General features: G+C 73.3%; 11 protein-coding genes and 1 pseudogene. 5 read left to right on the top strand and 7 right to left on the bottom strand.

Annotated features, from left to right (window positions below):
- Window positions 1–288 precede the first annotated feature (288 nt).
- Complete coding sequence (locus ABD946_RS19440; protein WP_345285259.1) at window positions 289–1,617, top strand: thioester domain-containing protein; 1,329 nt, start codon at window positions 289–291, stop codon at window positions 1,615–1,617.
- Window positions 1,618–1,682: 65 nt separating this feature from the next.
- Here ABD946_RS19440 and ABD946_RS19435 read toward each other — a convergent pair whose 3' ends face one another.
- Window positions 1,683–2,510, bottom strand: a complete 828-nt coding sequence (locus ABD946_RS19435; protein WP_345285257.1) for an aldo/keto reductase — start codon at window positions 2,508–2,510, stop codon at window positions 1,683–1,685.
- 255 nt (window positions 2,511–2,765) lie between these two features.
- Between ABD946_RS19435 and ABD946_RS42805 the strand changes: the two are divergent.
- A pseudogene (locus ABD946_RS42805) lies at window positions 2,766–3,292 on the top strand (MmyB family transcriptional regulator).
- Between the two features lie 99 nt (window positions 3,293–3,391).
- The gene (locus tag ABD946_RS19425; protein ID WP_345285253.1) at window positions 3,392–5,101 is read left to right on the top strand and encodes a sensor histidine kinase; all 1,710 of its coding nucleotides are present in this window, start codon (window positions 3,392–3,394) and stop codon (window positions 5,099–5,101) included.
- 37 nt (window positions 5,102–5,138) lie between these two features.
- Here the strand turns inward: ABD946_RS19425 and ABD946_RS19420 are convergent, their stop codons facing one another.
- The 4 genes from ABD946_RS19420 to ABD946_RS19405 form a co-directional block, all read right to left on the bottom strand.
- Window positions 5,139–5,555, bottom strand: coding sequence for a pyridoxamine 5'-phosphate oxidase family protein (locus ABD946_RS19420; RefSeq protein WP_345285251.1), 417 nt, complete (start codon window positions 5,553–5,555; stop codon window positions 5,139–5,141).
- Window positions 5,556–5,664: 109 nt separating this feature from the next.
- Window positions 5,665–6,360, bottom strand: coding sequence for a response regulator (locus ABD946_RS19415; protein ID WP_345285249.1), 696 nt, complete (start codon window positions 6,358–6,360; stop codon window positions 5,665–5,667).
- Window positions 6,361–6,462: 102 nt separating this feature from the next.
- Window positions 6,463–7,455 (bottom strand): Acg family FMN-binding oxidoreductase, encoded by a 993-nt coding sequence (locus ABD946_RS19410; protein ID WP_345285247.1) that lies wholly within the window; start codon window positions 7,453–7,455, stop codon window positions 6,463–6,465.
- Between the two features lie 85 nt (window positions 7,456–7,540).
- Entirely contained in the window at window positions 7,541–8,188 is a 648-nt protein-coding gene (locus ABD946_RS19405) for an Rv1733c family protein (protein ID WP_345285245.1), read from the bottom strand.
- Window positions 8,189–8,462: 274 nt separating this feature from the next.
- On the opposite strand from ABD946_RS19405, the gene ABD946_RS19400 reads away from it, so the two are divergent.
- Window positions 8,463–9,245 carry a ribosome hibernation promotion factor gene (locus tag ABD946_RS19400; protein ID WP_345285243.1) on the top strand — a complete coding sequence of 261 codons (783 nt, stop codon included), beginning with the start codon at window positions 8,463–8,465 and terminating at the stop codon, window positions 9,243–9,245.
- Window positions 9,246–9,394: 149 nt separating this feature from the next.
- Here ABD946_RS19400 and ABD946_RS19395 read toward each other — a convergent pair whose 3' ends face one another.
- Window positions 9,395–10,906, bottom strand: a complete 1,512-nt coding sequence (locus ABD946_RS19395) for a pyridoxal phosphate-dependent decarboxylase family protein (protein WP_345285241.1) — start codon at window positions 10,904–10,906, stop codon at window positions 9,395–9,397.
- Window positions 10,907–11,035: 129 nt separating this feature from the next.
- A complete protein-coding gene (locus ABD946_RS19390; RefSeq protein ID WP_345285239.1) occupies window positions 11,036–11,908 on the bottom strand; it encodes a universal stress protein in 873 nt (290 codons plus the stop codon).
- A 243-nt stretch (window positions 11,909–12,151) separates the two neighbouring features.
- On the opposite strand from ABD946_RS19390, the gene ABD946_RS19385 reads away from it, so the two are divergent.
- A complete protein-coding gene (locus ABD946_RS19385; protein ID WP_345285237.1) occupies window positions 12,152–14,536 on the top strand; it encodes a phosphoketolase family protein in 2,385 nt (794 codons plus the stop codon).
- Window positions 14,537–14,567: the final 31 nt, after the last annotated feature.

Here is a 14,567-nt window from a genome sequence, read left to right as displayed (position 1 = left end):
CGAAAGCGGCCTTTCCGGTGTCCGTGGAAATCAGGACCTAAGTCCCGCGACCTCGGACCGTTGGTCCTTCTTCCGAGGGTCGGCATTCGGCTGCTGGTGTTGAATCCACCCCCCATAGGTCATCTCTATGGGGGGATAGGCCGGTAATGCCTACCCGGGCAGATCCACGGAGTGAAGGGTGAGGTCGGAAAGAAATGCTGTTCCGTGAAGACCGGGGCCGGCAGGCCCCTCATGTAGGAGACGACCTCGCAAGTGAAGTGGAAATGCACAAACCGAACGGCCACCGTTGTGCTCGCGACCGGGTTGCTGGCCGGAGGCGGCTTCGCACCAGCAGCGGCCACCGCGGCGGACGGTCGCCCGAAGGGGCCGACCGAGGCGGCGGCAGGAACCCTCATCACGACCGTCGAGCTCACCGAGAACGACTACATCCGCCTCAGTGGCGAGAAGGACGACGGCGCACCCGGTGGCCTGGTGAAGGTGACCACCTCGGACGGCAGCACGTTCCTCGTGTACTGCCTCGACGCCAGGAGCGATCTGCGAACGGGATCGCTCTACCGGGAGACGGCCCCGTCCGCCGTGCCCACGCTGAAGGGCAACTCCGATGCGGGGAAGGTCAACTGGATCCTCCAGCACGGCTATCCGAACGTCACCGAGGGCGAGCTCGGCGAGCTGGTCGGCGGCACGCTGTCCAAGAACGCGGCGGCCGGCGCGACCCAGGCCGCCATCTGGCGCATCACCAACCACGTCACGGGCGTGCCGTGGGACTCCGCGGGGGCCGAACTCGCCGACTACCTGGCCTCCCACGCCGTCGACGCTCCGGAACCGGCGGCCCCGCTCTCCCTCGCCCCCGACACCGTGACCGGAAGGGCCGGGGAGGTGCTCGGCCCGATGGTGATCGCCTCCACCGGCGACGAGGTCCACGCCTCCCTCGACCCGGCCGCAGTCAAGGCCGGCGCCGCACTGACCGACCGGACGGGCAGGGTCCTCTCCGACGGCGAGGGCCGACTGACCCACCCCGCCGGCAACGGTGAGCAGCTGTTCGTGAAGGCCCCGGCCGACGCCGAGGCGGGCCGGGCAGGCATCACGGCAACAGCCTCCGTCCCGGCGACCAAGGGGCGAGCACTGGTCAGCCCCGACAGCCAGGACCTCCTCCTGGTACGCGGTGCCGGCCGGATCCCCGTCACCGCGACCGCGGAGGCGGGGTGGACCGCGAACGACGCCACACCACCGCCCTCCGAGAGCCCCGAAGAACCCGGCACCCCGGAGGACCCCGGCAACCCCGAGGAACCCGGCGGCAGCGGACCGGAACAGCCCGGGGGCGGAGCGAAGCCGGAACAACCGGGCAGCGATGGATCCGGATCGGTGCCGTCCCCCACCCCCACTGCGTCCGGCTCCTCCGAAATCCCCAAGCCCGACGAGACACCGAGCCGCGAAACCGACACCAAGCCGACCGGAACGACAACCGGACCGGCCGGGCCCAGCGGTACTCCCGTGGCTGACGGCGAACTCGCCCACACCGGCGCGAGTGCCGTCACCGCCGCCGCCTCGGCGGCCGTTGCTCTCGGCGTCGGCACAGCCCTGGTCCTGATCGGCCTGGCCCGGCGACGGCGCCACTGACCGCCCCGGCGCGCATGCGCCCGGTTCACACCTGAGTTGCCTGGTCAGGGCATTGCCCAGGGCCTTCACCCAAGCCGGTACGTTCGGTCCCCCGTCAAGGTGACGGGAGACCGAACGCCTGCGTGGTGGTCGAAGAACAGGGTCCGGCCGGTGTCGAGGGTCGCGATCTGCTTCATCTGCCCGTCGGTGAGCTCGAAGTCGAAGACGTCGATGTTCTGCGCCATCCGGCCGGGGTCGACGGACTTGGGGATGGTGACGATGTCGCGCTGGATCAGCCAGCGCAGCACCACCTGCGCGACCGACTTGCCGTGCGCCACGCCGATCGCGGCGAGCACGGGGTGGACGAACAGGTCGTTCCTGCCTTCGGCGAAGCCGCCCCACGCCTGGTGCTGCACCCGGTGCTCGCGCATCAGGGCGTGGTCCGCGTCGCGCTGGTAGAAGGGGTGGGTCTCGATCTGGTTGACCTGCGGGGCGGTCTCGTTGTTGAGGATCAGGTCCAGGAGGCGGTCGGGGTGGAAGTTGGCGACGCCGATCGCCCGGGTCAGGCCCTCGCGCTGGGCCGTCTCCATGGCGCGCCACTGGCCGTAGACGTCGCCGTAGGGCTGGTGCATCAGGTACAGGTCGACGTGGTCCAGGCCGAGCTTGGCCAGGGAGGTGTCCAGGGCGCGGCGGGTGTTGTCCTGGGCGGGGGAGTCCTGGACCCACAGCTTGGTGGTGATGAACAGGTCCCTGCGGTCGATACCGCTGTTCTTGATCGCGTGGCCGACGGCTTCCTCGTTGCCGTAGGCGGCGGCGGTGTCCAGCAGCCGGTAGCCGGCCGCGAGGGCGTCGGTGACGGCCTGCTCGGTCCGGTCGGCAGGGATCTGGTAGACGCCGAAGCCGAGGACCGGCATCCGGACGCCGTTGTTCAGGGTGACGTGCTGAACGGTGGTGATCCCTCTTCGTTCGAGTGCGTGGTGAGTCCGTCCGGCCGGGGCCCGGGGAAGGGCGCTCCCAGCGTGGCCCGCATCCGTGGCCGCCGCCCGGTGGCGACGAGGCCCGAGCGGTCGGGATGCTGCTTCCGGGCGGTGGGCCCGCACTCCGGGGCCGCAGCGCCGTCCCGGCCCGCCCGCCAACCCGTCCGCCCCGGGCTGCACAACCTCGTCGAGATGATCAGCGGCGTCCCCGCCCACCTCCGCAACGCCCGCCTCGACCTCCTGCCCGCCAACACCCTCGCCCGCGCCCTGTTCGCCCCCGTCTTCGACAGCCCCGCCCGCCCGGCGAACGCCGCCCGCTTCACCTTCCTCGACCCCGGCGCCACCGCGTCCTACCCCGACTGGGACACCGTCGCCGACCAGAACGTCGCCACCCTGCGCGCCGAAGCCGGCCGTACCCCCACGACAAGGCCCTCTCCGACCTGATCGGCGAACTCTCCACCCGCGGTGGCGACGCCTTTCGCCGGCGGTGGGCCCGCCACGACGTCCGCCACCACCGCGCCGGCGCCAAGCGCATCCACCACCCCCTCGTCGGCGACCTCACCTTCAGCTACGAGACCACCCGGCTCACCGCCGACGACGGCCTCCACCTCATCCTCTGCGCCGTCCCACCCGGCAGCCGGGACGCGGAAGCCCTTGACCTCCTCGCCAGCTGGAGCACTCCAGCACCGACACCCTCCAGCACCACCAGATCCGGGTGAGCGTGACGACGGTGGCCGCCCCCGGCGACAGCTCGCCGGCCGTCGTGGGCAGTCGGTGTCTGGAAGAATCGTGCGGCCGGTGACGACGAGGAGGCACGTGTGGGGGACGATCTGCGGCCGCGGATTCCACAACTGCGGCTGGACGAACTGCTCGAGGAGTTGCAGGCGCGGATCGACGCGGCCCGCGGGACCAGGGACCGGGTGCACAGCCTCTTGGAAGCCGTGTTGTCGGTCGGCCGGGAGCTGGACCTCACCCAGGCGTTGCGGCGGATCGTGGAGGCCGCCGCCCTGCTGGTGAACGCCCGCTATGCGGCCCTGGGGATCATCAGTCCGGACGGGGAGCGGCTCTCGGAGTTCCTGACCGTCGGCATGTCGGCCGAGGAGGTGGCCGCGATCGGCCCCCACCCGACCGGGAAGGGGCTGCTGGGTGAGCTGATCAGCCACCCGGAGGCGCTGCGGCTGGGTGATCTGTCGCAGCATCAGGCGTCCTACGGGTTCCCGGCGAACCATCCGCCGATGAAGACCTTCCTCGGCGTGCCGGTCCGGGTCCGGGAGAAGGTGTTCGGGAACCTCTACCTGACCGACAAGCGGGGCGGCGAGGAGTTCGACGCCGACGACGAGTCGGTGATCGCGACGCTGGCCGTGGCGGCGGGGGTGGCGATCGACAACGCGCGGCTGTACGAGGAGGCGCAGCGCCAGCAGCAGTGGCTCAGCGCGAGTGCGGAGATCACCCGCAGTCTGCTGTCGGGCAGTCCGCGCACCCAGGTGGTGGAGTTGATCGCGCAGCGGGCCCGGGAGATCACCGGTGCGGAGCTGGCGGACATCGTCCTGCCGGAGGCCGACGGGGAGACGCTGAGGGTCGAACTCGCGCTGGGCGGGGACGTGGGGAAGAGGACCGGCCTGGTCGTGCCGCGGGAGGGCACGCTCTCCGGTGCGGCGCTCACGCAGGGGGCTCCGGTCAGCACCTTCGACGTCGTCGCCGATCCGCGCCTGGTGGACGATCCGCGGCGGACGGAGCGGTTGGGCCCGGCCGTCGCGGTCCCGCTGGGGCGGACCGGAGGGCACATCGACGGTGTCCTGGTGTTGGCGCGCCGTGCTGGGGAGGCGGCGTTCACCGAGCAGGAGACCGGACCGCTGCTGGGTTTCGCGGACCAGGCCGCGCTCGGGCTGGAGTTGGCGTCCCGCCGCCGGGACGCCGAGCAGTTGGCGATGCTGGAGGACCGGGACCGGATCGCCCGGGACCTGCACGACCTGGCGATCCAGCGGTTGTTCGCCACCGGAATGACCCTGCAGAGCGCGGCGCGCTTCATCGACCATCCCGGGGCGTCGGACCGGGTGATGCGCGCGGTGGGGGACCTGGACGAGACGATCAAGATCATTCGCTCGACGATCTTCGGACTGCGGGCCCGGGAGGACAGGGCGGAAGGCGGTCTGCGGGCCCGGGCGGTGAAGGTGGTCGAGGAGGCTCAGGCGGCACTGGGGTTCGCGCCCCGGCTGAGCATGGAAGGTCTGCTGGACACCGATGTCCCCACGGCTGTGGCCGACCACGTGGTGGCGGTCCTGGGCGAGGCGTTGAGCAACGCCGTACGGCACGCGAACGCCGGACGGGTCGAGGTGGTGCTGCAGGCGACGGGTACGCAGGTCGTGCTCACGGTGCAGGACGACGGCGTGGGGATTCCCGAGCAGGGAAGGCGCAGCGGCCTCCGGAACCTCGCGGAGCGGGCCGAGGGCTTGGGCGGCACGCTCGAGCTCGCCGTTCCGCCGGGCGGAGGCGCGAGGTTGGTGTGGTCGGCACCGCTCGGTGGTTGAACAGCCCTACAAAACAGCGGAGTCAAGGAGGTCGGCCTCACCTGGCGCAGCTCGGTGAGGCAGCCAGGAGGCGTCCGGTCACCAGCTCCGCGTGGATCAGGACGGTGACCTGTTCGTGCTGCCGGGCCGGGGCGAGGTCGTCCGGTGCCGGGCCGTCGGTGACCTCGGCCCTGCCGAGCACGGTGACGGTCCAGCCGCTGCCGTCCGACTGGCGGACCTCGCCGGCCTCGAAGGCCACCAGGGAGCCGGAGATGGCGCGGACCAGATCGGACCCGGCGGCGGCGCGCAGCAACACACCGCCGCCGCCGAGGCGGTAGCGGGTCGGCAGCACGGCGGGCAGGGCACCGACCGTGTAGACGACTCGGCCGACGGCCGCCGTGTCGAGCAGGCGCAGGCACTCCGCCTCGTCGAGCGGCACGGGATCGGCTGGTGCTGGGATCTGATCGGGCTTCATGTCATCGATGTTCGCTCGGGGCGGCCCCCCTGGTGAGGGGCCGATGGTCCCCGAGGGTCCGCCGGACGGTCCCGGAGCGGATGGGCGGTACGCGTACGTACCCGGCTGCTCAGCCGGGGCGGCCGGCCGGGTGCCGGTCCGCGCCGAGTGCCTGGGTGGCGATGACGGCTGCCTGCACGCGGCGTTCCACCCCGAGCTTGGCGAGCAGCCGGGAGATGTGGTTCTTGACGGTCTTCTCCGCGAGGTAGAGCCGCTCCCCGATCTGACGGTTGGTCAGGCCCTCGCCGATCAGTGCGAGGATCTCGTGCTCGCGGCCGGTGAGTTCGGGGAACGCCGACACCTGAGGGGTGCTGTCACCGCGCATGCGGGCCATCAGCCGCGTGGTGGCCCCGGGGTCGAGCATGGACTGCCCGGAAGCGACGGTGCGGACGGCGGACACCAGGTCGGTGCCGCTGATCTGCTTGAGGACGTACCCGGCGGCACCTGCCATGATCGAGTCGAGCAGGGCCTCCTCGTCGTCGAAGGAGGTCAGCATCAGGCACGCCAGGCCCGGCATCCGCGAGCGCAGTTCCCGGCAGACCGTCACGCCGTCACCGTCGGGCAGCCGCATGTCCAGTACGGCGACGTCGGGGCGGAGCGCGGGGACGCGGGCGATCGCCTGCTCCGCGGTGGCGGCCTCGCCGACCACCACGAGATCGGGCTCCGAGTCCAGCAGGTCGTGCACCCCTCGGCGGACGACCTCGTGGTCGTCGAGGAGGAACACCTTGACCGGGGCGCCCGCCGTGGCTTCCGCGCTGTCCGCCATCACGTCTCCGCATTCGTGGACCCGCCGGCCCGGCGGGTCGGTCCTGGAACCTGACGGGGAGTCTGACGGACGGACAGCGGCCACCGGTAGGGCCGGACGGCCCTATTCTCCGCCCGAGGGCGCACCGTCGATCAGTGCGGTGGTCCGCAGGCGCGGGGTGGGGAAGCCCGTGGGCCCGTAGCCGATGCGCAGCAGCATCTGGGGCGCGCACCGGTCGGGGTGGCCGGCGGTCATCAGGGCACGGAGGTCCGGCCACTCCAGCGCCTGGTGCAGCATCGAGGCGCGCAAGCCGTGGAGGGTGAGCAGCAGGAGCACGTGCTGCAGGGCCTGACCGGCGCGAAGCCAGTCCGCACGGAGGTCGTGACGGGTGGTCAGCAGGAGGAGCCGGGGCTCGGGTTCGAACGGGGCCCGGTCCCGGGACGGCCGGTCCCGGGGGTCGCCGAAGGACCGCATCGGGAGCAGTCCGGCGGCGTCCAGCGGCCCGGACGCGTAGGCGGGGACCCCGAGGGCGTCGCCCGGGCGGGCGGCCCGGGCCAGGGTCTCCGCCGTGCGGCCGGGGTCGAGGGCGTTGCGGGTGTCGGCCGCTGCGGTGAGACGGAGCAGCCGGGCGCTCTCGGCCGGGGCCGGCCGGTGGAGCTCCGCGCCGTCCAGCCGGGCGGCCTCGGCGAGTTCGTCGATGACGCTCTCGGGCACCGGCGTCGGGGAGAACGGCAGCCGGCAGCTGCGGCGGCGCCAGATCGCCCGGTAGAGGTCGGGGTGGCGCAGCAGGCCGAGGCGCGGGCGACCGGCGAGGCGCACCGTGGCCAGCTGACCGGGGGCGTCCGGGCGGGGCAGCAGCCTGACGACGGGCTCCCGGCCCAGGTGGACCGCGGCCGCTCTGAGGTTGCAGAGTGCGGCGCCGACCGACACGTGCAGCGCCCGGGTGTCGGGATCGGTGAGCGGAAGGGCACGGTGCGGGACCGCGTGGACCGTGAGCGTGCCGGTGCCCGGGGCGAGGCTGAACCGCCAGGGCTGGGTGTTGTGGATCGACGGGGCCGCCGCAGCCGCGGTGACGAGGAGGTGCTCCGTGGTGCAGGCGGTGAGCGTTGACGTCATGGACGTGGTGCCTTCCTGCCGAGGTGCGGTGGGCGGACGGTACGGGCGGAGCAGCACGTGGTGGTCGGTGTCCGGTGACGGGGGATCAGCCGAGCCTCGGGTCAGGGGAGCCGGGACTGCCGGAGGAGCGCCCGGTCCAGCTCGGCTCCAGGCGCGCCCAGGCGTTCTGCCACTCCGCGGCCGCGGCACGGGCCAGGCGGTGCAGCCGGACGGCGAGGCCGGAGGCGATCAGGACCGACAGGGCCCCCAGGGTGAACAGACCGACGCAGACGGCCTGGCCGGCGGTGTCGGCCGCGCTGGCCGGCGCTGGGGAGACCCGGCCGGTGTCGCTGACCCAGATGCGGGTGGTGGTGCCCGATTTGGTGGGGCGGGCGAGTTCGATCGTGCCGGTCCGGTCCTGGCCGCTCGGATCGGTCCAGGCGGCCTCGGCCTGGTAGCCGGCGCTGCTCAGGGTGGTGCCCCGACCGGTGCGACGAGCCGTGGTGAGCACCACCGCGTCGACGCGGTGCAGGCCGGCCGCCGCGACGGTGGCCTCCCGCTGGGCGGAGTCGAGCTCGACCAGGGCGGCCGCGGTGCCCGACAGGACGGCCACGGCGAGGCCGAGCGCTCCGAGCAGCAGGGCACGGCTGCGGGCCCGGTCCAGGGAGCGGCAGAGCGCGTTGTGCTCGAGGCCGAGGGCCCGGCGCAGGTGGCGGCGCCACGCTCGGACGGCGGTGCGGGGAGTGGCGGACATGATGGGCTGCTCCTTCGAGGGTGGTGGGTCCGGTGCGGGGCGGCGGCCGCCCGAGTCGTTCCCTCACCCTTCCGGCCGCCGGCCCGGGGGACATAGGGACTGACGGGACCGCACCCGAGGCCGGTGGTCCCGGGTCGGACGGCTTCGGCGCCACCGTCGGCCCGGCCCAGAACGTCGGAACTCCGGGCCACAGGGCCCGACTTGAGGGACCTTCGGCCCTCGGTGCGTCCGGTGGCCACACGGCAGGCTGGTCCCGACCAGGAAGGAACCCCTGATGAACCGTCTGCAGAGCCCGCCCGTCGACCTCCAACTGGAGACCAGGGGCGAGGTGTCGCTCGGCGCACCCGCCTATGCGAAGGCCAAGGTGCTGGCCGTGCTCGAGCGGCTCGACACCCCGGTGCTCGCGGTGAGGGTGAAGCTCACCCAGGAGGCCAACCACGCGATCCTCAAGCCGGCCCTGGCCCAGGCCGTCGTCGACCTCAACGGCCGCCCGGTCCGGGCCCACGTGGCGGCCGCGACGATGCGGGAGGCCGTCGACCTGCTGCAGGAGCGCCTCACCAGCCGGCTCACCCGGATCCGGAAGCACGGGGACCGTCACCGGTCCGGCGTGCCGGCCGGGTCGGAGGACTGGGACGGAGGCCGTGAGCACCGCCCGCAGCGGCGGGGGCGCCCGCCCCGGGAGCGGCGCATCGTGCGGCACAAGTCCTACAGTCTGCCCCGTCAGACGGCCTGGGCGGCGGTGTTCGAGATGGAGACGATGGACTACGACTTCCACCTGTTCACCGAGAAGTCGGCGGGTCGGGAGAGCGTGGTCTTCCACGACGAGCACACCGGCGCCCTCCATCTCGCCTGCGCCGGACCGGCGCCGGAGCCGCGCGAGCCGGGCCTGACCACCAGCACGGCCGAGGTACCGGAACTCGCGGTGGCCGATGCGGTCTCGCGGCTCGACCTCACCGGCGTCTCGTTCCTGTTCTTCACCGACACCGCCACCGGGCGCGGCAACGTCCTGTACCACCGCTACGACGGCCACTACGGCCTCATCACTCCTGCGACGTAGGGGTCGCAGGTCCGCCCGGGACGGCTGTGGGGGCACGTCCGGGCGAGCGGCGCGGAGCCGGGGACGGGTGGGGCCGTCCCCGGCTCCGCGCCGCTCCGTCTCCCTCGGGGCACGGCCGGAGTCGGTGCTTCGAACGGGGCGCCGGCCGGTCAGCCGGTCCGGAGGTGGTCGGCGGCGGCCTGGACCTCCCGGAGCAGGGTGTCCACGTCGTCGGTGGTGGTGAGGTAGTTGCAGACGCAGGCGCGCAGGACCGTTTCTCCTTCGTGGCCGACGGTGGCGAGGTAGGCGTGGCCGCGTGCCTGGACGTGTGCGGCCACGGCCGTGTGCAGGTCCGCCCGCGAATCCGCAGAGCCCGTACCGGAGTTGACGGCCAGGCGGAAGCAGACCACGGGCAGCGGGCCGCCGGCGCACAGTTCCAGTGCGGGGTGCTCCTGGACGCGTCGGCGCAGGTAGTGGGCGAGGTCCTGGTAGTGCTGGAGGAGGGCGATCACGCCGGAGCGGCCGAGTTGGCGCAGGGTGGCCCAGAGGGTGAGGGCGCGGGTGCCGGGCCGGGTGAGTTCGATCGTGTAGTCGGACATCCAGGGCCAGTCCTGGTCGCCGTCGAGGTAGGAGGCGCGGAAGCCGAACGCGTCGCGCAGCAGGGAGGGCTCGGTGACGAGGGCGGCGCCGCAGCCGACGGGGACGGACAGCGTCTTGTGCGGGTCGACGGTGAGTGAGTCGAGGTCGGCGACACCTCGGTAGAGGGGCGCCAGTTCGGGGACGAGGGCGCCGAGCCCGCCCCAGGCGCCGTCGGCGTGGTGCCACAGGCCTCGGCCGCGGCACACCCGGGTGATCGCCTCGATCGGGTCGACGGCGCCGCTGGCGGTGCTGCCGAGGTTGGACACGACGCAGAACGGCAGCAGGCCGCTCGCGCGGTCGGAGTCGACCATCGCCCGCAGGGCTTCGACGTCCATCCGCCGCTCCGCCGTGGTGGGCACCGCACGCAGCCGCCACGGCGGCAGACCGATCACGGCGGCGGCCTTCGCGACCGACATGTGGGCCTGGTCGCTGTGATAGACCGTCAGACGCGCGTGGGCCTGGTCGTGGGCGGGGCCGTCGGTGGCGCCGTGGCGGCGGAGGAACCAGGCGCGGGCGGCACTCAGGCAGAGGAGGTTGGCCATCGAGCCGCCGCTGGTCAGCACTCCGCCGGTGGTCGGTGCTATGCCGGCCAGCGAGGCGAGGTCACGCACCACGCCGCGTTCGAGGTCCATCAGGGCGTGCTCGCCCATGCCGCAGGTCGCGTTGACCGCGGTGGCCAGCAGTTCGGCGATCACCCCGGCCGGGGACGGCGGTGAGTTGATCCAGGCGAAGAAGGCCGGATGGCCGTTGCCGGTCGGGTACGGGGCGATCGCCCGGTCGACGAACTCCAGCAGGGCGCCGAGGTCCTGGCCCTCGTCCGGCAGTGCTCCGGCGGCCAGGGCCTGCCGGTGCGCCGCCGGGAGGGGCCGGGCCACCGGCTGCTGCGGGATCTGCCCGAGGTAGTCGGCGACCCAGCCGGCGGCGGCCGCCAGTTCGTCACGGAACACCTTCGGGTGCACGGCCAGCGGCCCGGTGCCGCCACCGGGCCCCGGCCGGTCCGAGGACGGGCGGGGCGGGCGGCTGGTCTTCGGTGGTGTCGGCATCGGGTGGTCGCGCTCTCGCTCGGGAAGTCGGCCGGACGGCCGTGTTCCTGAACGACTGCCGCCCCCGTCGGTCACGGTCCCGGCCCGGCCCGAGTCCGCCGACCCGGGCCGGCGGACCCGGCAGCAGGCTCAGTCGTGCGGCACGACGGCGACCGGCGCCTCGGCGTGGTGGAGGACGGCGTGGGCGATCGGTCCGAGCCTCATCCCGACCTCGTGGCGGCGCCGGCGCCGTCCGACCACCACCAGGGCGGCACCGGCCGACACGTCCACCAGGACCGACGAACCGGTCCCGATCCGGCAGTCCTCGACCACGGTCACCTCCGGGTACTTCTCGCGCCGGCCGGCCAGGGCCTCCGCGAGCAGCTCGGCCTCGATCGCGCGGAACTGCTCCGCCTCGGCCATCGGGGGCACCCAGCCGGCGTAGCCCCAGACCGGGGGCGGCGTCCAGCCGTGCACCGCCCGCAGAGTGGCTCCGAGCCGGGCGGCCTGCTGGAACGCGAAGTCGACGACCTCGTCCGAGGGGGAGCGGGTGTCGACGCCGAGCACCACCTCCGTGCGGTCGGGACGGCCCGTGCCCTCGGCACCGGTGGCGCGGACCAGCACCGTGGGCACCTCGCAGCGGGCGGCGACGGCGAGGCCGAAGGAGCCGACCAGCAGGCCCCGGAACCCGCCGAGGCCGCGCGAGCCGAGCACCAGCAGCTCGGCCGCGGTCGCCGCCTCGACCAGGGCGTCGGTCGGCTCCCCGTCACCGACCAGCTCGGCACGCACCTCCAGACCGGGGTGGGCGGCCAAGACCTCCTGGCGGGCGTCCTCGAGCATCCGCCGGGTGAGGCCGCGCACGTCCGTGGGCCGGACCTGGTCCGCGTGGACGTCGTCGAGCCAGGTCTGCGCGTGGACCAGCCGCAGGCCGACCCTCCGGCGGGCGGCCTCGTCGGCCGCCCACCGGGCGGCCGCGGTGCTCTCCGGGGAGCCGTCGACACCGGCGAGCAGGTACTGCGTCATGGGAACCGTCCCGGGGGAGTGGATGGTGGCGCCGGCCGGTTCGGCCCGGGGCGCCGGGTGCTCCACCAGACTCCGCCGTCCGGCGTGCGGCGGGTTAGGGCCGAGCAGTCCCGGGAGCAGGGCCGCAGGTCCCGGATCGCACCGCTCGTCCGGGGCCCGGTCGGCCCTGTTCCGGACCGTGCCCGGAGCGTGACGATGAGTCAGGAACCGGCAATGCCCGACGAATCCTAGGAGAGCGCCGCCATGCCCGCCGCCCCCTGCCCGCCTTCCGCACCGCTGTCCGACCAGGAGCTCCGCTCGCTCGACGCGCACTGGAGGGCGGCCAACTACCTCGCGGTCGGCCAGATCTACCTGCTGGCCAACCCCCTGCTCAGCGCGCCGTTGACGCCCGGTCAGATCAAGCCCAGGCTGCTCGGCCACTGGGGCACCTCGCCCGGCCTCAACCTCGTCTACACCCACCTCAACCGGGTGATCAGGCAGCGTGACCTGGACGCCGTCTGCGTCTGGGGCCCGGGACACGGTGGTCCTGCCGTGCTCGCCAACTCCTGGCTGGAGGGCAGCTACACCGACACCTACCCGAGCATCACCCGTGACGCCGACGGCATGGCCGCACTGTTCCGGCAGTTCTCCTTCCCCGGCGGCGTCCCCAGCCACGTGGCCCCCGAGACGCCCGGCTCGATCCACGAGGGCGGCGAGCTCGGCTACGCGCTCTCCCACGCCTACGGCGCGGCGCTGGACAACCCCGGCCTGCTGGTCGCCTGCGTGATCGGCGACGGAGAGGCGGAGACCGGACCGCTGGCGGCCTCCTGGCACGGCAACAAGTTCCTCGACCCGGCGCACGACGGCGCCGCGCTGCCGGTCCTGCACCTCAACGGGTACAAGATCGCCAACCCCTCGCTGCTCGCCCGCCTGCCCGAGGCCGAGCTCGACGCCCTGCTCCGCGGCTACGGCCACGAGCCGCTGTACGTCGGCGGCGAGGACCCGTTGACGGTCCACCAGGACCTGGCCGCTGCCCTGGACACCGCCCTCGACCGGATCGCCGCGGCCCAGCGCGCCGCCCGCGAGGACGGCGTCCGCGACCGCCCGGTCTGGCCGATGATCGTGCTGCGCACCCCCAAGGGCTGGACCGGCCCCGGCGAGGTGGACGGCGTACCCGTCGAGGGCACCTGGCGTGCCCACCAGGTCCCGCTGGACCAGGTCCGGGACGACCCCGCCCACCTGGCGCAGCTGGAGGCCTGGCTGCGCTCCTACCGCCCCGAGGAGCTCTTCGACCGGGACGGCCGCCCCACCGAACAGGTGCTGGCCTGCATACCCGAGGGCACCCGCCGGCTGGGCGCCAACCCGCACGCCAACGGCGGGCTGCTGCTGCGCGACCTGCCGCTGCCGCCCCTGGAGCGCTACGCGGTGCCGGTCGACAAGCCCGGTACGACCCTGCACGAACCCACCCGGGTACTGGGCGACCTGCTGGAGCGGCTGATGGCGGACACGGCGCAGCGCAGGGACTTCCGGCTGGTCGGCCCGGACGAGACCGCCTCCAACCGCCTCCAGGCGGTCTACGGAGCCACCGGCAAGGCCTGGCAGGCAGCCCTCCTGCCCACGGACGAGCACCTCGCCCACGACGGCCGGGTGATGGAGATCCTCTCCGAACACACCTGCCAGGGCTGGCTGGAGGGCTACCTGCTGACCGGCCGTCACGGCCTCTTCTCCTGCTACGAGGCCTTCGTCCACATCGTCGACTCGATGGTGAACCAGCACGTCAAGTGGCTGCGCACCACCCGCCGCATCCCCTGGCGGGCCCCGGTCGCCTCGCTCAACTACCTGCTCACCTCGCACGTCTGGCGCCAGGACCACAACGGCTTCTCGCACCAGGACCCCGGCTTCGTCGACCACGTCCTCAACAAGAGCCCCGAGGCCGTGCGGGTCCACTTCCCGCCGGACACCAACACCCTGCTCGTCGTGGCCGACCAGGTGCTGCGCAGCCGCGACCGGGTCAACGTGATCGTGGCCGGCAAGCAGCCCGGCTTCGACTGGCTCTCCCTGGAGGAGGCCCGGGCCCACTGCGCGCGCGGAGCGGGCATCTGGGAGTGGTCCGGCACCGACGACGGGATCCGGGAGCCGGACGTGGTGCTCGCCTGCGCCGGGGACGTCCCCACCCAGGAGGTGGTCGCCGCCGCCGATCTGCTGCGCCGTCACCTGCCGGACCTGCGGGTGCGGGTGGTGAACGTGGTGGACCTGGTCCGGCTGATGCCCGCGGAGGAGCACCCGCACGGGATGCCGGACCGGGAGTTCGACGCCCTGTTCACCCGGGACCGGCCGGTGGTGTTCGCGTACCACGGCTACCCGTGGCTGATCCACCGCCTGGCCTACCGCCGCGCCGTCCACCCGTACCTGCACGTGCGGGGCTACAAGGAGTCCGGCACCACCACCACGCCCTTCGACATGGTGGTCCGCAACGACCTCGACCGCTACCGCCTGGTGATGGACGTCATCGACCACACTCCCGGCCTCGCCGCCCGCGCCGCGGCCCTGCGCCAGCAGATGGCCGACACCCGTACCCGGCACCACGGTTGGATCCGCGCCCACGGCACCGACCTGCCCGAGGTCACCGACTGGAGCCGGCAGACCTGACACCCGATCAGCCGACAACGAGGAGCTGAGC

Origin of the sequence: Kitasatospora albolonga (assembly GCF_039535905.1) — a bacterium.
Lineage (GTDB): Bacteria > Actinomycetota > Actinomycetes > Streptomycetales > Streptomycetaceae > Kitasatospora > Kitasatospora albolonga.
Note: the sequence above shows the minus strand (reverse complement) of the source record. Positions and strands in the feature narration are given on the sequence as shown.